The 22237-nt window shown below is 70.5% G+C and carries 20 protein-coding genes; 10 read left to right on the top strand and 10 right to left on the bottom strand.

The window, feature by feature from the left end; translation table 11 throughout:
• Positions 1-69 precede the first annotated feature (69 nt).
• A complete protein-coding gene (locus tag ACZ62B_RS00755) occupies positions 70-390 on the top strand; it encodes a hypothetical protein (protein WP_468726020.1) in 321 nt (106 codons plus the stop codon).
• 38 nt (positions 391-428) lie between these two features.
• Here ACZ62B_RS00755 and ACZ62B_RS00750 read toward each other — a convergent pair whose 3' ends face one another.
• Positions 429-1262 (bottom strand): SDR family oxidoreductase, encoded by an 834-nt coding sequence (locus ACZ62B_RS00750; RefSeq protein WP_468726017.1) that lies wholly within the window; start codon positions 1260-1262, stop codon positions 429-431.
• Positions 1263-1419: 157 nt separating this feature from the next.
• On the opposite strand from ACZ62B_RS00750, the gene ACZ62B_RS00745 reads away from it, so the two are divergent.
• Positions 1420-2370, top strand: a complete 951-nt coding sequence (locus ACZ62B_RS00745; protein WP_468726015.1) for a hypothetical protein — start codon at positions 1420-1422, stop codon at positions 2368-2370.
• A 19-nt stretch (positions 2371-2389) separates the two neighbouring features.
• Here the strand turns inward: ACZ62B_RS00745 and ACZ62B_RS00740 are convergent, their stop codons facing one another.
• Together ACZ62B_RS00740 and ACZ62B_RS00735 are read right to left on the bottom strand one after the other, a co-directional pair.
• Entirely contained in the window at positions 2390-2596 is a 207-nt protein-coding gene (locus tag ACZ62B_RS00740) for a DUF397 domain-containing protein (RefSeq protein WP_468726013.1), read from the bottom strand.
• Entirely contained in the window at positions 2593-3450 is an 858-nt protein-coding gene (locus ACZ62B_RS00735; protein ID WP_469689054.1) for a helix-turn-helix domain-containing protein, read from the bottom strand. Before ACZ62B_RS00735 ends, ACZ62B_RS00740 begins: the two co-directional genes overlap by 4 nt.
• Before the next feature lie 175 nt (positions 3451-3625).
• On the opposite strand from ACZ62B_RS00735, the gene ACZ62B_RS00730 reads away from it, so the two are divergent.
• Together ACZ62B_RS00730 and ACZ62B_RS00725 are read left to right on the top strand one after the other, a co-directional pair.
• The gene (locus ACZ62B_RS00730; RefSeq protein ID WP_469689052.1) at positions 3626-4078 is read left to right on the top strand and encodes an ATP-binding protein; all 453 of its coding nucleotides are present in this window, start codon (positions 3626-3628) and stop codon (positions 4076-4078) included.
• Between the two features lie 102 nt (positions 4079-4180).
• On the top strand, positions 4181-4588 hold the full coding sequence (locus ACZ62B_RS00725) for a hypothetical protein (RefSeq protein ID WP_468726006.1): 408 nt from the start codon (positions 4181-4183) through the stop codon (positions 4586-4588).
• A gap of 6 nt (positions 4589-4594) precedes the next feature.
• Here ACZ62B_RS00725 and ACZ62B_RS00720 read toward each other — a convergent pair whose 3' ends face one another.
• On the bottom strand, positions 4595-7900 hold the full coding sequence (locus ACZ62B_RS00720; RefSeq protein WP_469689050.1) for a type ISP restriction/modification enzyme: 3306 nt from the start codon (positions 7898-7900) through the stop codon (positions 4595-4597).
• A gap of 331 nt (positions 7901-8231) precedes the next feature.
• Between ACZ62B_RS00720 and ACZ62B_RS00715 the strand changes: the two genes are divergently transcribed.
• Positions 8232-10634, top strand: coding sequence for a hypothetical protein (locus tag ACZ62B_RS00715; protein WP_468726002.1), 2403 nt, complete (start codon positions 8232-8234; stop codon positions 10632-10634).
• 14 nt (positions 10635-10648) lie between these two features.
• On the opposite strand, the gene ACZ62B_RS00710 is transcribed toward ACZ62B_RS00715, so the two are convergent.
• The gene (locus tag ACZ62B_RS00710) at positions 10649-11314 is read right to left on the bottom strand and encodes a hypothetical protein (RefSeq protein WP_468725998.1); all 666 of its coding nucleotides are present in this window, start codon (positions 11312-11314) and stop codon (positions 10649-10651) included.
• Between the two features lie 144 nt (positions 11315-11458).
• Here ACZ62B_RS00710 and ACZ62B_RS00705 point away from each other — a divergent pair, with 144 nt between their 5' ends.
• Together ACZ62B_RS00705 and ACZ62B_RS00700 are read left to right on the top strand one after the other, a co-directional pair.
• Entirely contained in the window at positions 11459-11791 is a 333-nt protein-coding gene (locus ACZ62B_RS00705; protein WP_469689047.1) for a deoxyxylulose-5-phosphate synthase, read from the top strand.
• Positions 11788-12657 (top strand): SMI1/KNR4 family protein, encoded by an 870-nt coding sequence (locus ACZ62B_RS00700; protein ID WP_468882256.1) that lies wholly within the window; start codon positions 11788-11790, stop codon positions 12655-12657. The genes ACZ62B_RS00705 and ACZ62B_RS00700 overlap by 4 nt, the downstream gene beginning before the upstream one ends.
• Positions 12658-12682: 25 nt before the next feature.
• Here ACZ62B_RS00700 and ACZ62B_RS00695 read toward each other — a convergent pair whose 3' ends face one another.
• A complete protein-coding gene (locus tag ACZ62B_RS00695) occupies positions 12683-14701 on the bottom strand; it encodes a serine/threonine-protein kinase (protein ID WP_468882259.1) in 2019 nt (672 codons plus the stop codon).
• Between the two features lie 56 nt (positions 14702-14757).
• The gene (locus tag ACZ62B_RS00690; protein WP_468882261.1) at positions 14758-15126 is read right to left on the bottom strand and encodes a hypothetical protein; all 369 of its coding nucleotides are present in this window, start codon (positions 15124-15126) and stop codon (positions 14758-14760) included.
• A 265-nt stretch (positions 15127-15391) separates the two neighbouring features.
• Between ACZ62B_RS00690 and ACZ62B_RS00685 the strand changes: the two genes are divergently transcribed.
• Positions 15392-16045: a PASTA domain-containing protein gene (locus ACZ62B_RS00685; RefSeq protein WP_469689045.1), complete on the top strand. Its 654-nt coding sequence runs from the start codon at positions 15392-15394 to the stop codon at positions 16043-16045.
• A gap of 210 nt (positions 16046-16255) precedes the next feature.
• Positions 16256-16531 carry a hypothetical protein gene (locus ACZ62B_RS00680; RefSeq protein ID WP_469689043.1) on the top strand — a complete coding sequence of 92 codons (276 nt, stop codon included), beginning with the start codon at positions 16256-16258 and terminating at the stop codon, positions 16529-16531.
• A gap of 118 nt (positions 16532-16649) precedes the next feature.
• Here the strand turns inward: ACZ62B_RS00680 and ACZ62B_RS00675 are convergent, their stop codons facing one another.
• Both ACZ62B_RS00675 and ACZ62B_RS00670 read right to left on the bottom strand, forming a co-directional pair.
• Positions 16650-17300, bottom strand: a complete 651-nt coding sequence (locus ACZ62B_RS00675; RefSeq protein WP_468725981.1) for a response regulator — start codon at positions 17298-17300, stop codon at positions 16650-16652.
• Complete coding sequence (locus ACZ62B_RS00670) at positions 17297-18478, bottom strand: sensor histidine kinase (RefSeq protein WP_468725979.1); 1182 nt, start codon at positions 18476-18478, stop codon at positions 17297-17299. The genes ACZ62B_RS00675 and ACZ62B_RS00670 overlap by 4 nt, the downstream gene beginning before the upstream one ends.
• A gap of 156 nt (positions 18479-18634) precedes the next feature.
• Between ACZ62B_RS00670 and ACZ62B_RS00665 the strand changes: the two genes are divergently transcribed.
• A complete protein-coding gene (locus tag ACZ62B_RS00665) occupies positions 18635-19270 on the top strand; it encodes a VanZ family protein (protein ID WP_468725976.1) in 636 nt (211 codons plus the stop codon).
• 404 nt (positions 19271-19674) lie between these two features.
• Here the strand turns inward: ACZ62B_RS00665 and ACZ62B_RS00660 are convergent, their stop codons facing one another.
• Positions 19675-22224 (bottom strand): GmrSD restriction endonuclease domain-containing protein, encoded by a 2550-nt coding sequence (locus tag ACZ62B_RS00660; RefSeq protein ID WP_469689040.1) that lies wholly within the window; start codon positions 22222-22224, stop codon positions 19675-19677.
• Positions 22225-22237 lie beyond the last annotated feature (13 nt).

Genomic DNA, 22237 nt, shown 5'->3' with positions numbered 1-22237 from the left:
GTTGTGTTCAGCATCCGCTCCACGTTCCTGGCCGAACCGTCCATCTGCCGCTCCGGCTACCCTCCCTGCATGGAGCAGGACCATCCCCTCGTCCGTGATGTCTTCCCCGACCTTATCGCCGAGCTGACCACCCTCTTGGAAGACGAGGGAGAGCGTGAGTTGGCTATCTGCGTGTGGGATGTCCGTCTGGTCGCCATGTGCGACTGCGGTGACGACTTCTGCCAGAGCATCCACACAGCGGCGCACCAGAAGGGCGAGCCGTACGGCGAGGGCCACCGATGCGTACCGCTGTTGCCTTCGAAGGGCATGTTGATCCTCGATGTCGTGTACGGCCGGATCATGTACATCGAGATACTGAACCGGGCGCCCATGCACCCTCTGAAGCCCTGATGTCCGTGCCCCGCCGCGGAACGGTCCCGCCGGGGCTGTCAGCGGAACATGGCGACGTTCTCCGTAGCCCACTGCCGGAAGGGCCTGGCAGGGGAGCCGGTGACAGACGGAACCGTGTCGTGCACCTTGAGCAGTTCGTCGTTGACGTCCCCACCCATCAGGTCGAGCACCGCGTGCGCGGTCTGCTCTCCCAGGAAGGGGGCCATCTGCCGGTGTGCCTCTTCCCGGCTGATCTCCTCGACGGACACCTCGTGCCCCAGGGCCGCCCCGATCGCGCGGGCCTGCTGCCGGGGCGTGATGCGTTCCGGTCCGGTCAGTGCGTACGTCCGCCCGCGGTGACCCGGCCCGGTCAGTGCCGTCCGGGCCACCGCCGCGATGTCGGCGGGGTGCACGGCGGGAAGCCCGATGTCCGCATAGGGCACCCGGATCGACCGGTGCTCCCGGATCGATTCCGCCCACCACAGGGCGTTCGACGTGAACTGTGTCGGACGCAGGATCGTCCAGCTCATCCCGCTGTCCCGGAGCAACTGCTCGACGGCCAGGTTTTCGGCGGCGGCGGGCAGGTGCGGGTGGGTCCGCACCGTGATGGAGGACACGAGCACCACGTGCTCCACACCCGCCTGCCGGGCGGCCGTGAGAACGTCCGCGTCCGCACCCATGCCCGGTACGAGGAACACAGAACGCACTCCGTCCAGTGCCGACTTCAGCGAGGCGGGCCGGGCGAGGTCACCCTCGACGGCTTCGACCCCGTCGGGGAACGAGGCCCGTGCGGCGTCACGGGTCAGGCCCCGCACGGGTGAGGCGCCGGACCCGTGCAACTGCCGTACCAGAGCGCTTCCGATGTTTCCGGTGGCACCCGTCACGAGGATCATCGTTGTCTTCTCCTGCCGTCGGCCGGTGATCACGTCTGCCGCACGCTAGAACCTCAACCGAGATTCAGGTCAAACAGACGGGGAGGCGTCCGAGGCCGGTAAGGTCGGGATCTTCGGTCGGCGTAGGCCACCGGAGTCCCAGAGGTGACACATCTTGATGAGCCGTCAGTGGACGAGTGATGACTCCGACACCGCAGTGCACGAGGCGTGGAGCCTGCCCGCCGCCGACACCTTCCGAGGACATCGAGCCCTGTGGTGGAGTGCCGGGCCGGCCGGGGAACTCGCGGTCATGCTCGTCCACCGGCGGTACCTGGAGCGCAGCCGCTACGGCAAGGGATGGCTCGCCTGGCGGCCGAAGGACCCGTTCACGGGCGAACTGGTCACCGTCACCGCGCGGGGGGAGCGGCGTACCACGGTGGAGAACGTCCGGATCTGGCCGAGCCACCTGGCCCTGTTGCCCGACTCCCGCTTCCTGCTGGTGAACAGCCGTACGCCTCACCGTGAGACCGACGGCCCCTGGGCGCCCAACGCCGTGGTGTTCTCCCCTTCGGGGACACCCGAGAACGAGTTCTGCGTCGGTGACGACATACCCGCCCTGATCACCGACCGCCACGGAGGGATCTGGACGGCCTACGGGGACGAAGGCATCTACGGCGGTCACCCCGAGTCCGGGGGCGGTCTCGCCGGATGGAACACCGAAGGCCGCGCGACGTGGACTCCGGGGGACAGGCTGCCCGCCCACCCACTGGAAGGCTGCACCGCCGCGACCGAGGGTGATCAGGTGTGGCTGGTCTGGTACACCCACAGTCGGTCGGGCACCTTCCTGACCCGCGTCACCCCGTCCACCGGTGAAGTGACCAGCCATCCCAGCCCCGTTCACGATCCGGACGGCTTCGCCGTGCGCGGCAACCGGGCCGTGCTGACCCGCCGCGACCACAACCGACGGACCGTCGAACTCACCCGCGCCGAGTTCGACGGCACCACCTGGACGGCGACCGACCGCCGCACACTGCGTGTACCCGGCCGGGTCGTCGGGCGCTGCGGCCAGGGCCGCGACGGCACCCTCTGGCTCCGCACGGGCGACACCTGGCTGCGCATCGAGGCGTGAAGGGCTGAACGCGCCGGGACTACCTGGCCGCGTGCGGCACGAACGCGGCCCACTCGTCCCGGCCGACCCGCAGCACGGGGCCGTCGCCCGCGGCCTTGGAGTCCCGTACGTACACGGCACCCGCGCCGGCGGCCACCTCGACGCAGTCGCCGCCGCTCGTTCCGCTGTAGCTGCTTTTGAACCAGGCGAGCCCGTCGGACTGCTCAATGTCCTGACCGGTGCTCATAGTTCCCCTGTCGTGCGCTCGACGAGACGGGAGGACTCCTCCGTGTTGAGGGCCTGCGTGCGCAGCATCCCATACCGCAGGAAGAACTCGCTGACCTCGTTCCGGTCGGACCTGACGCTCACCACGTCCTGTGCCTCGATGTAGACGAACTGCTTGCGGTCGGTCGACTCGATCAGCACCATCGGCCCGTTGAGCCCGCTGTGTGCACCCCGGGCCGTGGGCATGATCTGCAACTCGACATTGCGTGTCTTCGAGCACGCCAATAGATGCTCCAACTGCCCGCGCATGACAGTGGTGTTCCGCACCACGCGCCGGATCGCTGCCTCCTCCACGATGAACACGAAGACCATGGGCGGACTCTTGCGGCTCAACAGCGCCTGGCGCGCAAGACGAGCCGCCACCCTCTGCTCGACGATGTCATCAGGCAACGGAGGGAAATGTGCTTCGAGTAGCGCCTGTGCGTATGCCTCGGTCTGCAACAACCCAGGAATCAGAAGGGGGTCGTACGAGAACCTGCTCACCGCCTCGGCTTCCAGGAGGGCGAAGTCCTGGAAGAAGACGGGAAGTTTGGCTCGGTCCACGTCCTCCTGGAGCACCCGCAGCGCTCCGCCCGCCTCCAACACCCGCTCCGCGGCCTCCGTGAAGGTCGCCTTCGCCGGTCTCCGCATCTGTTCGACGGAGGCGACCTGCTCCAGCGAGTAGTCGATCGCCTCGGCGAGGGCCTGCTGGGTGAGGCCGGCCCGTTCGAGGAAGAGGCGGACGAGCTTGCCGTAGGCGCTCCACGCCGCCGGGCGTTCCTTGTCCGGTCCGCGTCGGCCGGTGGTCCCGCATTCCCGCTGGGTCGTCCTGCCCATCGCGCCCCCTGTTCTGTGCGGTGTCCCGTTGTGACCGGCAACGACCGACCCGCCGTTCCGGCCACGAGCGCGGCCCCGTACACCTGCCGTACCGATCCGTACAGCGGTCGTACCACGCGGCCGGGTACGAGAGTCTGACCTCGTCAGGCTATATGCGTGACGGGACGGTTACTCCATGAAGTCACCTGAAGTGGGCGTCGAACCACCCACCCGCGTCCCGCAGTTCACCATCCGCCTCAGTAGCACCGCACGCGGCGCCCGCCTCGCGCGCCGACTCGCCGTGCAGCAGCTCGCGGCCCGGGGGATCCCGTACGACTCCGAGACGGCCCAGGCCGTCGCCCTCGTGACGGCCGAGCTGGCGGCCAACGCCGTCACTCACGGCCGCACTCCCGGGCGGGACTTCCGACTGACGCTGCTCTTCTTGCCCGAGCACGCCACCCTCCGGGTCGAGGTGACGGACACCCGCCCGGAACGCCTGCCCCGCGACCCGGTGGCCGGGCCGACTCCAACCGACGCTCCATCGGGACGTGGACTGCTGCTCGTGGCCGAGTACGCCGAACGATGGGGCTGCGAGGTGCGGGACGCGTACACGAAAACCGTCTGGGCGGAGGTGCCGTGGCCCACCTGACTCCCCGTCGCGCAGGCAGTCGGACGGGATCGTCCTGGTCACCGGAGCCGCACGTGCGTGACGTGAGCTCGCGCGCCGCACGGCGCGGGCCATACTGGGGCCATGCTCGATCCCCTCGGACAGCTGTCGCCGCTCCAGCACCACCTGTTGCGGGAGCTGGACCTCTGCGACCTCCCGGCACCGGAAGCCGGACCGGAGTCCTACGCGGCCCGGGACCTCGACACGGACGCGGTCCGGGACGCCCTGCCCACCCTGCTGTGGGCCGGGCTGGTCGAGCAGCGGGACGGGGACCGGGGCACGCTCCGCCTCACCGCCGCCGGAGTGGCAGCTCTGCGCACGGCGGAGTGCGACGAACTGGCGGCACGGTTGAGCGCGGTGTCGTCCTTCGCCGACACTGTGGCGCGCGGTGCGGCGCCCCGCTCCGCCGGACACGCCCTGAGACTGCTCGCGGAGGGGACGTGGGACCTGGAGCAGGCCGAGGCCCACGTCACAGCCGGCGAGGGTGCGTAGCCGCGGTCACGGTTCGTCCGCCGGTCGGTCGAAGTCCAGCACGACGCGTCGACGGGCACGGTCGGCTCTGGGCTGCGGCGGGAGGACGCTCGCCGACGTGAGGTCGGTGACGGTGACGACCGGGGAGTTCACGATCCTTGTGGTGAGGGCCCGCTGTGCCGGAGCGAGGTCGACCAGACGACGCAGGACGGACAACAGGTCGACCAGCTCCGTGGACCACTCGCGCGGCCACGTCGTGGCGTGGAGGTCGTCCAGGGGGCTGGTCCTCCGGCTGGTGGGGGAGGCCTTCCGGTAGCCGAACCACTTCCTCACGATCCGCATGCCGCCGACTTCGTAGTTCCAGACCTCGGGCGGGACCCCCGTGAAGGTGCCCGGCCCGACGTGGAGGGCGCCGCTCTCCTCGTCGTACGTCAGCGTGTCGGGCACGGCGGAGCCGATCGCCGTCACGTACCGCACCTGGCGCGGGTCCCCCGGAGGGAAGTCGACCTCCTCCTGACCGGACGTCGGCGCGTTGGGCGGATCGCCCCGCTCGCCGTAGGTGGCCGCCCACAGGATCGCACGGCCGACCCGGACCGCCTCGCTCCAGAGCTCCGGGTCGCGGGTGAGAGGCAACCGGACGCCCGGGGTGAGCAGTTCCTCGGCGAACTGCTCGGTGAAGGCACTGTGCCCGGCGACGGTCACGGCATAGGCGGCGAGGTCGTGCACGGTCACCCCGTGCAGACCGAGGACACCGGACAGGTACCGGAGCAGGCCCGTGGGCACGTTGGCACTGCCGTCCGGGTGGAGGATCGGGTGCACCCTTCCGCCCCGGCCGTTGAAGTGGTGCGTGTCCGGGAGCAGCGCAGTCGCCACCAGCGCGGGGCCACTGTCGATCTCGTGGCTGTTCTGCTGGTTGAGGAACACCTGCTCGGGCTGGAGCGACTCCCACAGGTCGGGCCGGGCGAAGTCGAGTACCCGGTGGTCGGCGATGAGCCACTGCCGGTCGAAACTGCGCAGGGCGATGCGCAGAAGCGGTGGGCGGGCGCGGGATTCCTTGTCGACGGTCCGGTCGGGATGCGGGAAGCCCGGCAGGCACGCGGGACGTGTGTCGAGTCGGCGATCCCGCGTCTCCTTGAAGAGGACGGCCTTGGCCTCGGGGTCCTCCTCACCAACGAGACGGGCCCAGCGGCGCTGGAGGACCGACGGGTGCGGTGAAGTGACCCAGGACCGATTGGTCTTGCAGCCTGGACTGCCCCAGGGGAACAGCGCGTCCAGCGCCGGGTACTCCTCCCAGCCGGACAACGCCGCAGGAGTGAAGGGTCGTATCCCCTGCGTATGCGCCTCCCGCCAGCCGTCGTCGTCCAGGCCCACCGATCGCAGATGTGCGAACTTCTCCGCACGCTTGCCGTGCAGGGCCCGGTAGTGGATGCGGGCGGGGCGGGTGGCGTCGTGGTCCGCGTGCCGTACGAAGAGGCAGATGGACAGCGGCTGGGCGACGTGCGGGAAGACACGGGTGGCCACGTCCGAACGCTGCCCCTCCGGCGACAGGTTGATGATCCATCCCTCGTCGCACGTCCGGCGCAGGTAGGCGCGCATGCCCCGCCCCGCGGGGCCGGTGGCGAAGGCGGACGGGGTGATGAAGCAGACGACGCCGTGCCGGTCGTCCGCGTGGGCGTCGAAGACCTTCCAGGTGGCCCAGCGCCAGAAGTAGACGTACAGGTTCTTCAGCGCGTGCTCGTAGCGGCCGTTCCCGGGGTGGCGGAAGTCGTCCAGGGGCGGGCGTCCCTGACCCTTGACGCGCTTCTCGATCCAGCCGCCGCGGTTCTCGGCCTTGTCGTCGTAGGGCGGGTTGGAGATGACCACGGTGACGGGCACGTTGGCCTTCATGTGGTTGGCGCGGGCACGGGAGACCGACAGGGCCGCGTAGGTGGAGGCGAGCTGCTCCTCCTGGACGTACGGGTCGTCGAGCGTGTCCGTGACGTGGAGGTTGAGTCCGCCGGGCGGGAGCTCGGCGCCGTGCTTCTTGAGCAGGTCAGCGGCACGGAGTTCGGCGACCGCGAACGGGCCCATCTGCAGCTCGAAACCGTACAGGCGCCCGGCGAGGCGGCCGATCGCGTCCCGTGCCATGGCCTCGCCGGAGCGGGCGGCGGCCTGCCGCGCCACCCGCTCGATGATCGTGTGCAGGTAGGTTCCGGTGCCCATCGCGGGGTCGACGATGTGGACGCCGTCGTCGCCGTAGCCGCGGGCCTTGCCCAGGCGGGTGCGCAGGACCTCCTCGGTGAGGCGGACCATCTCCTCGACCACCTGGTGCGGGGTGTAGTAGGAGCCGCTGCGCCGGCGCAGGTCGTCGTCGTAGACGGAGAGGAAGGACTCGTAGAGGTGGAGGTAGGCGTCCCGGTTGCCCTGCCGGATGGTCTCCCACTCGACGGATGCGACGGTGCGGGCGAGGAGGTCCAGGGTCACCTCGAACCGCTCGTTGACGTTGTCGGTGAGGAGTTGGAGGGCCTTGCCCATCAGGGCGTGACCGGCGTGGAGCCGCCGGCCGATCTCGTGGAAGCTCGTGCCGGTGACGGGGATGCCCTCCGTGCGGGCGAGGAGCAGGGCGAAGGTGACGGTCTGGGCGTATCCGTCGGCGAAGGTCGCGTCGTCGGCGGTGGGGAAGAGCAGGCGGCGCCAGTCGCTCCTCAGACCGGTGAAGGGGCGCTCGACGGTGGGGTCGTCGGCGTCCGTCCCGCTCTCCGCGCGCAGTTGTTCCCGCACGGCCTCGCGCAGGAGGCGGCACAGCGGGGCGATGTGCTGGACGAGCGCCGAGACCCGCCGGATCTCCTGCGGCTTCCAGAGGAGCACCGTTCGCGTGAGTGCGTCGAAGGCGGCCGGATCGGTGGCGGTGAGTTTCGCCCCGGCGCTCTTCAGCGACCCGGACAGCACGACCTCCTCGCCGACCTGCGTGCCGTACTGGAAGACGCGCCAGTGGGTGCCGTTGGTGTAGAGCAGGTTCGGCAGGTCGCGCAGGCGCTGCCACTGCCGTCTGTCGTGACCGGTGAAGGTGTCGGGGTCGATGCTCTTGCCGGGCCGCTTCACCTCGATGTAGCCGGTGATCCGGGTGCCGACGCGTACGGCGTAGTCGGGCCGGACGCCGAGGTGCGGTATGCGGGTCTCCGGATGCCAGCCGATCTCGCGCAGGGCGTGGTGCTTCCCCAGGGCGCGGAACAACTGCTCCAGCGGGCCCCGGATCGCCGCCTCGCGATCACCCGGCCCCGCCAGACCGCGTTTGCACTCCGCGCCGAACGCGGAGACGGCGTCCTGTAACCACTGCAGGCGTGCGTCAGCCATGGTCCCCCCAGACCTCGGGCCCCGGACATGACACGGAGCCGACCCCTCCTGATGCGCAGTATGGGGCAGTTTCTGACCAAACGGCAGGGCGCGTACATCAGTTGGCGCGCTCTGTTCACGTGCTCGTACGGCCGTCCATGGCCGGAGGTCCCGTCCTCGCCGCTGGTGTGTACGTGTCGTGAGTGTGTGGCACCTGCATCAGAAGAGCAAGAGTGTACGTGTAATCTCGCAGATCTCTTGTGAACTCAGTGCATCAAAAGCATACTTAAGTGGGTTGTGTCACTCCCGCCGTTCGGGCGGACATTCCTCTGACGTCCCACTGCGAGGTCTCATGCTCGACCACCGTCTCGTGCAGACAGCCGTGATCGGTCACAAGAACTCCGACCATCCGGTCATCCTGCCGATGGACGCGTGGGAACTGGACCGCTGGCGCAAGGCGCACCCCGCCTACAGTTACTGGTGCGGGTTGCAGCTCGGCGGCTGTGGCGGGGAGCTGAGCGACCGTCGTTACACCACCAAGGTGTGCCACTTCGCCCACCATCCGACGGCTCCGGTCTGTCACCGGAAGAACAACGGCGAGTCCAGCGCCGACCACCTCTTCATCAAACGCGGAATGCAGAGGCTGCTCGGCAAGCGGAAGGTGAAGGGGCAGGTCGAGACGCGCGACCTCGGCACCGGTCCGGGCGACGCGGTGGACGTGTATCTGCCCGACAGCCGTCGCCGGCTGCGCTTCCAGCTCAACACCGTCGACTACCGGACCTGGCGCCGGGCCGACGATGAACTTGCCGCGGACGCCGACGGCATCGACTGGGTCTTCTCCTCGGAAGGGCCGATCACCCAGCAGTTCGTCGGCCGTCACGGCTACTGTCTCCGGGTCCGCTGCGAAACGGTGGGCGGCGAGCGCCGCGTCCACATCGGAGCCGAGGCACGGGACCGCACGGTGTCCTGGACCCCGCTGGAGGACTGCGCGGTGACACCGTCCGGCATCGTCACACCGGACACCGAGAAGATCCGTCTGGTCCGCCCCCGGCCTCGGCCGACCGTGTTCCCGCTCCAGGGCGGTCTCGTCTTCGCACTCGATCCCGAGGCCGAGGTGCCGGCCGACTCCCCGTTCGCGGCGGAGGACCGGCACCTGCTCGTGGCCGACGTGAAGCCCGTGGACAGTCCGATCGTCCGGGCGCTGGTGTCCCTCCCGGGGGACACCGAGGTGCCGCCGGCCGAGCACGTCTACCGCGTCGCCGACGGCGCCCGCTTGCTGATCACCGAGGGCACCGCGGGCTGGGCGGTCGAGGCGAACCGCTATGTACGCCTCAACGCGCACGAGGCTCAGCGCACCGGTCTGTGGGTCCCGCCCGCCACTCCGGAACCCCCGTTCGTTCCGGAGCCCGTACGCCGGGCGGCGCAGGTGGCCCCGCCACCGACGACGCCGACCGTGACGGCGACACGCACCGCGGTGACCGAGCCACCGTCGGTGAGCGGCACGCCAGTGGCATCCGCGCCGATGACCCGCGCCGAGCTGGTGACGGCCCTGCGCGACGCCTTGTCGCATCACGCCCGCCTGCACACCACGACCACGTGGGAGATCCTCGCCCGCACGGTGAACCCCGAACTGGCGAGGTACTCCCACACCGACCGGCGGTACCTGCTCGTCGAGATGGACAGTCCGCTGCGCGACCACGCGCCGGTCCTGTCAGCGCTCATCCGGGAGGGGGACGCACCGCTCCCATACCTGTCCAACATCCTCTCGCAGCTCGGCGTGGCCTACGCCGGCACGTCGTCCAGGATCAAGCGTTGGACCGCGGTGGAGACCGAACGGGCGTTCGCGGCGTACGGGACGCCCCCGCGCACGATGCCGCCGCGCTTCTCCCTGAAGCCCGAACAGCCGCTGGTGCGGCAGTTCGTGAGGAAGGGCGGAGGCCTGACCCCCGAGGTCAAGGTGCGGCGCCCCGCCGACCGTCAGGTGAACGTGGCGAGGCCGATGGGCAGGACAGTCGCCGACACATCCATGGTGAAGCGTCTGCGCTCCCTGCTCCAAGAGCTCACCGGTCTCCTGAGCCTTGTCGACAAGCCGACGCGGAAACGGGCGCGAAAGGTCATCAGTGAGGCGCAGACGTGGCTCGCGCACCACGACGGCGCACTCCTGCCGGCAGCCCAACGGGCCAAGGTGGCCGACAGGAGCTCCGGATATTACGTCCGTCTCGTCGAGGACGAGTTGAAGGCCGTGAACGACGGTCTGAAAGCGGCGAATCGGCGTACCGACAAGGAGGCGAAACGGCTGGCGAGGATGGAGGCGGCCCAGAGCAAGGCCAGGCTCGCGCGGTCAAGGGAGCCGTCCAGGCGCTCCACGCCCGCCGAGGACCCGGTGGACCGACTCAGAAGGCAGCTCGTCGGAGTCGCCGCGCAAGGCGGCACCGTCGCGCTCGGCGACCTGGACACCGGCGAGTCCGGGCTGGGGCCCCGGCACTGGCTGGTGACGCTGGACCGGCGAGCGGGGGCCGACAGTTCCCCTCTGCTCTCCGCGCTGGTCGTAGACGCCCACGGTGGTCCGGTGGTCTTCTTCCGGGACGTTCTCGGGGCCGCAGGACTCGCCGTGCCGCGGACGGAGGAAGCCCTGCTGGCGATCTGGCGGCGGGAGCAGGAACGCGCCCACGCTGCTTACGCCCGTCCGCCCCGTCCACTGCCTCCTCGCCTCGTCCCGCGGGCCTCGGCGCCGAAGGACGAGACCGGGCGGTGAGACGGGGGTGTGCGTCAGCCGACGGCCCCCGGCCGTCGGGGTGATGCGGACGGCGGGCCTTGTGCGGGGAGGAGCAGGGCGCGGCCGAGGGTGGCGGTCACCTGAGCGGCGTGATCCGGCAGTTGCCGGGCGGTCCACGCGGCCGCCAGGGCCAGGAACCCGGTCAGGTCGCGCTCCGCTGCGGTGAGCAGGTGTCGCAGGTCGTCGGCGGCGAGCTCGATCACGGGACTGTCGTCCCGGTCGGCGTCCACGGTCAGGCGGACGGCGTCGCCGTGGCGTTCGGCCAGCGGGGACGGGTCGTGGCCGAAGGAGGCCCGGCCGTCCCCGTCGAGGACGTCGAACCAGTCGCCGCGTTCCTCGAGGCCGTTGCAGCAGCCCGGCAGCAAGGTGACGCCGGAGGCGGTGTCCGTGACCCGCAGGCCGCCGGACGCGAAGAGGTCGTCCATGGTGAGCAGCCCGTGCAGGAAGGAGCCGAGCGGGTCCGCGGGCCGCGGTGGGTACTCGTCGGCCGCCGGTACGACGTCGTTGTGGGCGGCGATGCTCATGACCGCCGTGCCGACCTCGCGGGGAGCGAGCGCGCCACTGAGCGGCAGGAAGCCGTACGGCTCGATCCCGGCGACCGGCCAGAGCGTGAAGCCGACGGGAGCGGAGACTTCGAGGACGGGCTGCAACACGATCACCCGGAGAGTGTGCGGCACGTCGTCCCCGTTCCGCACGGCCACAGTGCGACGGCCACCGTCGTGAGGATCCCCGAAGACCTCCAGGGAGCGCCCCGACTCCTAAAATGCGTCGAGCCCCGCACCGGTGCCGCCTACCCTTGCCGCATGGGCCACGCGAAGACCTCCTACGTCTGCTTGCCCTGTCGGGCCTCGTACAAGCAGCCCTACGACGGGGGCAGGCCGCACCGGGTCTGTCCCCGCTGTGCGGAGCCGCTGATCCACGTGGGATCGGCCTTCGCGGCGCCGCCGCGCCGGGACGCCGAGGCCTGGCGGGTGCTGTCCGTCCTGCTGCACGCGGGGGTCCGCTTCCACAAGGGCTGCTGCGGCGGGCCCGGGTACCGTCCGCGCACGCTGCGGGAGGTGCGCGAGCGGATGGCGTACGCCCGCCGTACCGGTGAGCCCTTCGCCGAGGCGCTCGTACGCCACGACGTGCCGTGACGGAGAACGTGGGACCGGCACGGTTCGTGACGCCGCCCCCGGTCCCCGTCGACGCCCGCGGAAGCTGGCCGGCAGTGGAGGCCGCGCTCGGGACGCGGCTGCCCGAGGACTACAAGCACCTCGTCGAGACGTACGGGTGGGGCGAGTTCTGCGACTACCTCAATCTCCACACCCCGTTCGGCACGAGCAGGCACAACGGCCTCGCGTGGCAGAGCGGCAGACCGTCCGGCACGGCGGAGAGGGACCGGGAGCGCTACCCGTACCCTCTCCATCCGGCTCCGGGCGGACTGCTGATCTGGGGCACCACCATCGACGCCGACCGGCTCTGCTGGCTCACCACGGGTACGGCCGAGAACTGGCCCGTCGTGGTGTGGAGCAGTGAAGGCCGGTACGAGCACCATCCCGTGGGCGCCGCCGGGTTCGTCGAGGCGTGGACCAGGGGACGCATCGACTCCCGGCTGCTCGCGGACATGGAGCCGGGGCCGGCCCCGTGGTTCAACGCGTTCCGGCCCCGCAACCACCGCTGCCTGCGCCTCACGGAGGGGCCGCTCACCCACGACCGGCGCCTGGCGATCCTCCGGAAAGCCCTGGCCCCGACCGTGGATCGGGGCACCTGGCGCTCCGAACAGGGTGATTCGGGCCAGGACCACTTCGCCACCGTCGGCACCGACTGGCTGCTCACCTACGACATGTCGCACCCGCACCAGATCCGGATCTCGTTCCCGCCGGAGGACGGTCCGGCGGCCCGGCGACGCCTCTTCGCCGCCGTCCGGAGGATGCGGTGCGAGGTGACCCGGATCAGCGCGTCCGACGGCGTGCCGCTACCGGCCTGGGACACGGTGGCCGACGAGGACACGCAGGCGTAGGCGGCGCATGCCCCGAGGGTGTGGCTCAGGCGGGACAGCCGGCCTGCGAGGTGATCGTGCCCCAGCGGACCATCAGGTAGCCCGACGCGCCGATCTCCGCCACGGCGTAGCGGGTGTACGGCCAGCCGGCGCCCGAGGTCTGCCTCTGGCTCTCCAGAGCCCGGCACGCCTCACCCGCGGCCATGTCCGCCCAGGTCTCGATCTGTCCCTGGTTCCACATCAGGTAGTCCGACCAGACGTACATGGCCGAATTCGCCGGGTCGAAGCCCACCTTGATCTCGTCGTGGCCGAGCACCTGGTCGGTGCCGAGCGTTTCGCGCATCGCGTTGGTCCGCTCGATGATCTCCGTGGCGGCGCGGTCCGCGACCCGGATCTCGGTGCTGTCGGTGCTGGGGACCATCGCCTCCCCGAGTCCGTTCTCGTCCGGCTCCCAGTCCTGTCCGGTGTCGTAGACCGCGTCGGTGCCGTCCTCGAGGGCCGACCGGCACTGGGTGTCGGCTACGAAGTCCTCCTGCCACGTCACCTGCGGATCACGGCCCTTCTCTTCCCTCACCGTGACATACGTGCGGTAGGGCAGATCCGGATGAAGGCGGAGCACGAGGTCTCTCAGCGTCGCGCACATGGATCTGGCGACCTCCGTCTCCGCGGACACGATCCCGTGTTCGTCCGCGGCGTCCAGCCGGTACGAGAAGTAGACCTCTCCACGTGTTTCGTGGAACCTCACGGTTCCCGGGATCAGTTCGGTCGGGCTCAGGTCCCGCGCGGTGACTTCCTGGTCGTGCAGGACCGCGCGCGCCACGTCGTGCTCGCCCTCGCCCCGGGCCGTACGCGCCTGCTCCCAGCTCCCCGTATCCGCCAAGTCGTCGCCCGCGGCCTGCTGTTCCCCTCCCACCGTGTCGTCCTTCGCGGTGTCCGCGGACGGCCGTGCGGACCCGGCCGAGGAGAGGGGTGACGCCGGGGGAGTGGCGGCGGAGGAGGCCCGTTCGCGGTTGTCGGCGTCACCTGACATCAGCGCGGCCGCCCCTCCGGCCAGGCCTCCGACGACGGCGGCGGTGAGGACCACGGCGCCCACCAGCCGTCGCTTCGACCGATGCCGCTCCGGGGGCACGTGCCATGTCGGATCGGCCTCGGCCGGCACGTCCCAGAGGGCCGTGACCATGTCCACGGCCGTCTCCGGCACCGCGCCGGCAGGCAGCACCTGGGTGACCTGGGAGGCCAGCAGTTCCGTGCACGTCCGGGCGGCCTCGGCCGCCGACGGGCGTTCGTCCGGCTCCTTGGCCAGCGCTTTCTCCACGACCCGGCGCAGCGGTGCGGGGACTCCGTCCAGGTCCGGCTCCCCGGACATCACACGGAACGCGACCACGTCCGGTGCGCCGGTGCCGAAGGGCGGCCTTCCGGTGGCCGCGTAGGCCAGGAGAGCTCCCCAGGCGAACACGTCGCTCTCGGGACCGGTGGTCCCCGTGCGGTAGTGCTCGGGGCTGATCCAGCCGGGGGTGCCGGTCATGACACCGGTGCGGGTGACGCTGGTTCCGTCGGCGGCGTGGGCGATCCCGAAGTCCAGAACGCGCGGGCCGCCGGGCGTGAGGATGACGTTCTGCGGCTTCACGTCGCGGTGCACCACGCCCGCGGCGTGGACGGCCGCCAGCGCCTGCGCGGTGGCCGTCGCGAGCGCGTACAGGCTGCCACCGGTGAGCGGTCCGTGGGCGAGCAGGTGCTGGTGCAGCGTCAGGCCGGGGACGTACGCGGTGGCCAGCCACGGTGTCTCCGCGTCCGGGGCGGCGGTGAGGAGCGGGACCAGGTACGGGCCGGTGACGCGGGAGGACAGCTCCACCTCACGCCTGAAGCGGGCCCTGAACTCCGGCTCCTGGGCCTGCTCCGGATGAACCACCTTCACCGCGACGCGCGTTCCGTCGGAACCGACCCCGGCGTGGACGGTCCCCATGCCTCCCGCCCCGAGACGGCCGACGATCCGGTACGGGCCTATGCGGGAAGGGTCGCCGGGACGGGCCGGCTGGACTCTTCCGCCGGAGCCGTTCTCACTCACAGATTGTTCCTTCGTACGGGACTGCGGCGGTCCGTCCCGCCCCTGTCGACAAACCTTCAGCGAGCGGAGAAGTGACTCGCGAGCCGGTTGATCTCCCTGACCCACAGCTCCATGTCGTCGCCGGGCCGCTTGTACGGTGCACGCCGGGCCAGTTTGAAGAAGCCGCCGGACGGCCGGCCGGTCTCCCGCAGAACCACGAGCGCCGAGAGCAGGGGCGGTGCCCCGTCCGGGCTCTCCCGGACGGAGGCGTCCTCGAGCAGGTAGGGCATGGGGCCCTCGAAGGCGGGGACGTGGTGGCCCCGCCGAGCCAACTCCGTGCTGAGATCGCCGTACGTCAGCGGTGCCGCGCCCGCGCGTGCCCGCTCCCGCAGGATGTCGACCACGGCGTCCAGCGCCCGCTCGTACTCCAGCGTGTCCTTCTTCATCGCCCTCTCCCCACCCCGGTGTTCGGCTCCGAACCGGCTCAGAGCCTAAGCGCCCCGCGCGCCGAAGGGCAGAGGTGCACGTCGAATTTCTAGCACAGAGTTGTGAACTGAGTGCACGGACTGCATACTGAGCCGGCCGGTGCTGCCGAACCAAGTCCGACGCGCACCGGTGGAGCACTTTGCCGGGCTCGACCGGCGGGGCGACGTGCCCCGCTCGCGTCCGCACGACGGGCCACTCTCCTCTGCGACACCCTTGGGGTTCACCATGCGCATCATCCGCGTCTCCGCAGCCGCGGCGCTGCTGCTCGCCGCGCTCAGCGCCTGCGGTCCGACCGCCGACACCGGCACGGACGGCTCCACGTCCATCGCCCCGTCGGTTCCCGAGACGCCGGCCGCCGATACCGGTGAGGCGGCCCAGGAACCCTCGGCCGGCGCCGAGTCCTCCGCGACGCTGCCGGACATGGCCGGCAAGGGCCTGCAGAGCGCCCAGGACGAGGCGCAGGCCGCCGGCTTCTACCACCTCACGTCGCACGACGCGCTCGGCCGGGGCCGCAACCAGATCCTCGATCGGGGCTGGAAGGTCTGCTCCCAGACCCCGGCACCCGGCGCGCACGCGACGGACACGAAGGTCGACTTCGGCACCGTCAAGCTCGAGGAGACCTGCCCCGCGGGCGGTGACCGGGGCGAACCCGAGAAGGCGGGCTCCACCATGCCGGACTTCACGGGGAAGTCCGTCAAGGTCGCCCGCCAGGCACTGGACAGCTCCACCAGTATCACGGTCGACGACGTGTCCGGCCAGGACCGGATGGTGCTCGTCGAGTCGAACTGGCAGGTCTGCTCGACCGACCCGGCGGCCGGCGCGGAGCTCGACGGACAGCCGGTGACGATCGGGGCCGTCAAGTTCGGCGAGAGCTGCTGACCGCGTGTCGGCTCCTTCGCAGGCGCACCAGGCGTCTGCGGCTCCCGCCCCCCCGAATCCTGAACCCTGAGCCAGGATTCGGCACAGCCCGGGGTCTGTTCCTCGCCGTGGTGGGCGTTGCCTCCCACGCCCTTCGCTTCACGAACACCCCCGTGACGGAACACAACAGTGCGGGGACCGCCCCGCCGACACCGAACGGATACCACCTTCATGTTCACGATCAATCTGGAGACGGTCGAGGCGCAGCTCGGCGCCACCGCCGAGCTGAGCATCTTCAGCGACCCCAGATTCGGTAACCGGGCCGTCGTGACGGCACACTACGAGGACGAGGACACGTTCGAGGACTCGACGGTCATCATGATGTTCTCGGCGGAGCACCTGGACGCGTTCGCCAAGGCGATCGAGCGTGCCCGAGAAGGACTGGCGGCAGCGGACGGTGGGGGCATGGTCGGCCTCGCCGGCTGGGCTGAGAAGAACACCGGGTGACACGGGCGCGCGGATACCTCGGACACGGGTCGTCCGCGCGGCCCGGTCGCTGACGACCCGTGGCGAAGACACTTCCGTTCGGCCCGTCCTGGTCGCGGGGGCGCCGCGCACGGTCCGGTCAGCGGGCGAGCCCGGACTCCCAGGCCCAGGCCGCTATCTCGACCCGGTTGCGGGCGCCGAGTTTGCCCTGGATGTTGGTGAGGTGGGTCTTCACCGTGCCCGCGCTGATGTGCAGGGCGGCGGCGATCTCCGCGTTGGTGTGCCCGCGGGAGACGAGGGCGGTGACCTCGGTCTCGCGCTCGGACAGGGGCGAGGGGCGGGCCGGGGCGGCAGCGGCGGCGGGGCGGGTGAACCGCCGGAGCAGGCGGACGGTGATGGAGGGGCTGATGAGGGCTTCACCGGAGGCGGCGGAGCGGACGGCCTCGGCCAGCAGGCGGGGCCCCGCGTCCTTGAGGAGGAAGCCGCAGGCACCGTGGTGCAGGGCCTGGTGGACGTACTCGTCGTCGTCGAAGGTCGTCACCATGACGACCTTCGGGGTGTGCGCGGCCCCGGGACGGTGCAGGTGCCGCAGCGCCTCGATGCCGTTCAGCCGCGGCATGCGGATGTCCATGAGGACGACGTCGGGACGGTGCAGTTCGGCCTGCTGGATCGCGGCAACCCCGTCGGCGGCCTGGGCGACGACCTCGATGTCGTCCTCGGCCGACAGGATCATGGCCATGCCGGTGCGGACGATCGCCTGGTCGTCCGCGAGAAGGACGCGGATGCTCATCGGAGCACCTGCCGCACCGGGAGAGGGAGTTCGAGTACGACGTGCCAGCCGGCCTCGGGGCCGGGACCCGCGGTCAGCGTGCCTCCGGCGGCGACGGTGACCTCGCGCAGGCCGTGCAGCCCGTAGCCGGTGCCGTCGGACGGACACTGGTGTCCGTCGTCGGTGATCCGCGCGGTCACCCGGCGGCGGGAGACGTCCAAGCGCACATGTGCGGCGGTGCAGCCGTGGGCGTGCTTGCGGATGTTCGTCAGCGCCTCCATGACCACGCGTTCCACGATGTGGGCGGCGTCCGCGGGGAGGCCGTCGACCGGGCCGGTCTCGGTGAGGCCGACCCGGGCCCCGGGGAGCCGGCAGCCGGCGACGAGGGCGCGGACGGCGTCCGTGCCCGGTGTCCGGGTGTCCGGGACGGTGTCCTCGCGCAGGGCGCCGACCATCCTGCGCATGGCGGTCAGCGCCTCCGCCCCGGTGGTCTCGATCAGTTCCAGGGCGTCGCCCACCGCCTGGGGCTTCCTGGCCGCGACGGCACGGGCGCCCTGTGCCTGGAGCACGATGCCCGATATGTGATGGGCGACGAAGTCATGCAGGTCGCGGGCGAACCCCAGGCGCTGTTCGAGTCTGATCCGCTCCTCGTGCTGCCGGCGGGAGGCGACGACCAGGCGGACGGTGAGGCCGGAGGCCAGGGCGCCGCCGGCCACCAGCGTCAGGACGAGCGCGACGATGCTGCTGCCCTCGTCCACCTCGATCACCAGCGGACGCAGGACGACGGCGGCCATCAGCAGCGGCAGGGCGACGGCGGTGCCGGCCGGGGAGCCCCGCCGCGCCGTCATGTGCAGCAGCACCATCAGGGCGATCGGCTCGAACAGGGTGTAGGCGTCGGAGGCCTGGTCCAGGACCGAACCGCCGCTCGCCGCCACGCGCAGTCCGGCCGAGCAGGCCAGTGACACCAGGGCCGCGCCGCACGCCGCCCACGCCAGCACCGCGGGGGACGACTTGATCCCCACGGCCGGGAAGGCGACGGCCGCCGCCGCGGCCGTCGACAGGAACAGTGTGATCCCGGTGCCCTGGCTTTCGAGGGTGCCGGTGTCGAGGTCGATCAGCAGGGCCGCTCCGAGGAGGCAGAGCAGCAGGGCGCTGACGGCGAACCGGACGGCGGCCGGCGCGCGCAGTGGTCTGAGCATGGTGAGAACCCTAGCCGCGCGCGGCACCGGTCCCCCTCTGCCGAAAGTCGTAGCCGTCCACCGGGGAATGGGTCCTTCGGGAGATCCGCCCGGCCCGGCCCCGGAAGGAAGCTGAAGCAGTCAGCACCGCTCGACCCGACCGAAGGATCAGCCCTCATGGACATACGCTTCCAGGTGGACTCCGCACCCGTTCTCGGCCCCGCGCTCGTCCTGTTCGCGGCCGGCACCGTCATCCAGGTGAGGCGCGGGGTGTGGGACAGGCGCCAGGGTCTGCTGCGGCTGGCCGCCGCCGTCTACGTCGCCGCCGTGCTGTCCCTGACGGTCTTCCCGCTGAGCGTGACGTGGGGCGAGTACGCCAACCAGGCTCCCTGGATCGGTCAGATCAACTTCGTCCCGCTGCTCACCGCGGACATCACCATGGTCCCCAACGTCATCATGACGGTGCCGGCCGGCTTCCTGCTGCCCCTGCTGTTCCGGAACGCCACCTCGGCGTCGTGGGCGACCCTGATGACGGCGGCGGCCAGCCTGTCCGTGGAAGTCGCCCAGATGCTGTCGTACATCGTCCTGAACAACGGTCGTTCCGTGGACGTCAACGACCTCTTCGCCAACACGCTCGGCGGACTCGTGGGCTACGCCCTGGTGACCCTCGCCCTGCGCGCGCCGGCCCTGCGCGGGCCCCTCCTGGCGTCCGCGCTGCCCCGCTCCGCGGCGTCGCAGGCCGACCGTCGGCGGACGGCGACCGCCGACGGCACCCGGGAGGTCCCGGCCGCGGGCCCCGTCGCCCGCTCTTGACCCCGCCCGCTCCCGCACCACCCTGGTTCACGCGGGGAACGGCGGCTCGCGACCACAGGGGCGTGAACCGCCGCCTCGGGCACGCCGGGATCGCGTGACGCGTCGTTCCACGCACGCGTCCCCTCCCCGGACGTCCAGGAAGCCAGGTGTCCACGTGAGAGCCGTACGCCGACGGCCGGGGCGGCGTGAGAAGCCGCTCCTGGTCACCGCACCGCGACCCTCGGCCAGTCGTGCACAGTGCGACCTGACCGTCCACTCGCCGTCGACGAGCACGCGACCCATGGAGCAGAACGTGTGACCGTCGAGTGGACGGCCCCCCGGCACGTCCTGCCCGACACCACGCCTCCTCTCGCACTCGCTCAGCACGGCGCGGATGTCTCCCTCATGGATGAGGGCCGCTCAGCTCAGTCCCGTTGTGCCAGATCCAGTGCCGCCGTGTGCACGAACCAGTCCAGCACCCCGCAGATCTCCTCCCCGTGCTCCGCGAACACCCGGACCGGGAAGGACGGACGCAGCTCCAGCTTCGCCTCGGGCAGGTCGATGCCGTCGATCTTGTTGAGGCGGTTCAGCAGTTCGCGGCGCTGCTCCGTGTCGTCGAAGGGACGGCGGTCCTTGAGGTACTGGAAGACGACCTCGACCGTTCCGCTCACCGGGTAGACCGCCATGGGCCAGATCAGATGGGGACGGCGCGTGGTGCCGGCGTCGAGCATCGGGAAGCAACTCGTCTCGTCGTGGCGGCCGTAGGTGACATGACCGCCCTGGAGGCGCCAGAAGTCGAGTGCGCCCAGGACCCCGGCGGACGCCTCCGGCCAGTGCTCCTGCAACTGTGCCCGGAAACGCTCGGCCGCCGCCGCGTCCTCTCCATCGGGGAGCGGGTCGTGCGCGGCGGGTTGTGTGACGTCCTTGCCGAGCAGGGTGGCCAGCTCCGCGGCGGTCAGGCGCTGCGACGCGTCGGCACGGCCCGACGGGTCGAACTTCACCCCTTCGCCCGTCAGCAGTTCCTGCGGCGACGGCCGGTCACTGCCGTCCGCCCAGCGGAACGCCGGGGAGATCTTCCCGTCCGCAGTGAGAACCCGGTACGCCCCCATCACCGTCGGGTTGGAGCTCAGATGGGCGCCGACGGGGACCGGGTGGCTGCCGATCAGTTCGGCGACATCTCCGTACGTCGTCCACGTACCGCTCGGCATCGCCACCAGGGCGGCCCGCAGCTCGGCCCAGCCAGGCCACTCCTCGCCCGTCGGCCTGACCCCGCCGATCGGGCCGGGCCACAACTCCACCGCCCGCTCCGTCAGACGGTCGGCACGGGCCAGGATCTCGGCCTTGCCCCAGCGCTTCTCCGCAGCGATCTCCTGGTTCATGTACAGGGCGCTGGAGTCGAGGATCTGCTGCTTGCGCTCGAACGGGCTGTTGGACAACTTGGTGTTGTCCCCGGTGAGGGTGAGATTGCCGAGCGTGTGGACCAGCAGGTCGTGCAGCTCCTGCGGAGTCTGGTCCGGCTCGGTCTCGTCGGCGAGCAGATCGAACCAGGCCGAGGTCGGACGCTGCGGAAGGACGTGCTCCACGCTGAGGGACGCCTTCACGAAGTCGACCGGCTCGCTCGAACCGTAACTCTCCTCCAACCGGCGCAGGATGTAACTCCGCTGCGGAGGCCGGCCGCTCCAGTAGAACGGCTTGCTGCGGATCGCCTCGCGCAGCTCCTCGTCGCTCGGCCACCGGCGGCGCCCGCCGGACAGGAACCGCCGGACCGCCTCGGCGGAGGGACGGTCGGTCTCCAGCTCCTTCGGCGCGTCCATGAAGATGCGGTTCAGGTTGTTGGTCGGTGTCTGGCAGATCACGCGACGCACCAGGTAGGACTCGACGCAGAGAAGAGCCTCTGCAGCGTCATCGGGTGTCGTGGCCTGTGTGTCCACCAGGTCCAACAAGTGCAGCGCCAGGGGGTAGTGAGTTTGGCCTCCCCAGGCTGCCAGGCGCTCCAGCACGGCGCGGAGCGCAGGTGAACTCTCACGGTGCGGTTGGATGATGCGCAGCAATCGACCTGCGCGTTCGGCTAGTTGTGCGATCTCGCGCTGCAACGCCTCTTCGTCACCGGCCATCGGCTGCAGCCGCTTCTGCTGCTCCCGGTAGATCTCGCTCTGCTTGGTCTTGTGGTGGCCCCGGACGACCAGGTCCAGCCAGACGAGGAGTTCGAGGTTCTTGGGGCCGAGGCTCTGCTGCATGGGCAGCCACAGCTCCTGGTAGACCCGTTCGCCCCGCTTGGGCAGCAGCATGAACACGTAGTTGCGCAGCAGGTCGCTCTGGCTCAGCCCGACGCCCGTGTTGTTGATCGATTCGAAGATCCGGTAGACGTTGTCACCCGGCTCCGCGGTGATCTCCACGATGGACAGCAGGTCCTTGAGGACGGTCTCCACCGTCGCGATCCACCGGTCGTCGCCGGCGGCCTCCTGCCCCTCGGTGAGCGCACCGAGGAAGAATCGGTAAGCGGCACCGATGTTGTCGCTTCCGCCGGCATCTGCCCGGGACTGGACGCAAGCCGTGTATGCCTCGCGGTCGGCCTGCGTCGGGAGCAGCCGGTAATGATCGAGGCCCTCATGGAACTCGTTCACCAGTATCTGCCGGTGCACCCTGTCCACACCGCGCGAATCACCCGTTCCCTTGAGGTGGTCGCGCAGCGCGGTGAACGCCAGCATCAGTGTCGTCAGCCGCTGCTGACCGTCCACGACCAACCACCGTTGTACGCCGCCGGCCTGGATCTGGCCGGGAGCGAGCACCACGGAGCCCAGAAAGTGCGGGGCACTGGTCTCACCCGACAGGTGCTGGTCGACGAGCTCGCCGACGTCCTCCCAGAGTCGCTTCAGCTGCTCCCTGCCCCAGCTGTACGTCCGCTGGTACAAGGGGACTTGAAACTGCTTGTCCCCCTGGACGAGCTTGAGGAAGGTGATCTCCTGCGCGCGCATGCGCTTCCTTTCC

It is taken from the genome of Streptomyces sp. NPDC053426, from assembly GCF_055585405.1.
The sequence above is the reverse complement of the archived record's forward strand: the minus strand, read 5'-3'. Positions and strand labels throughout refer to the sequence as shown.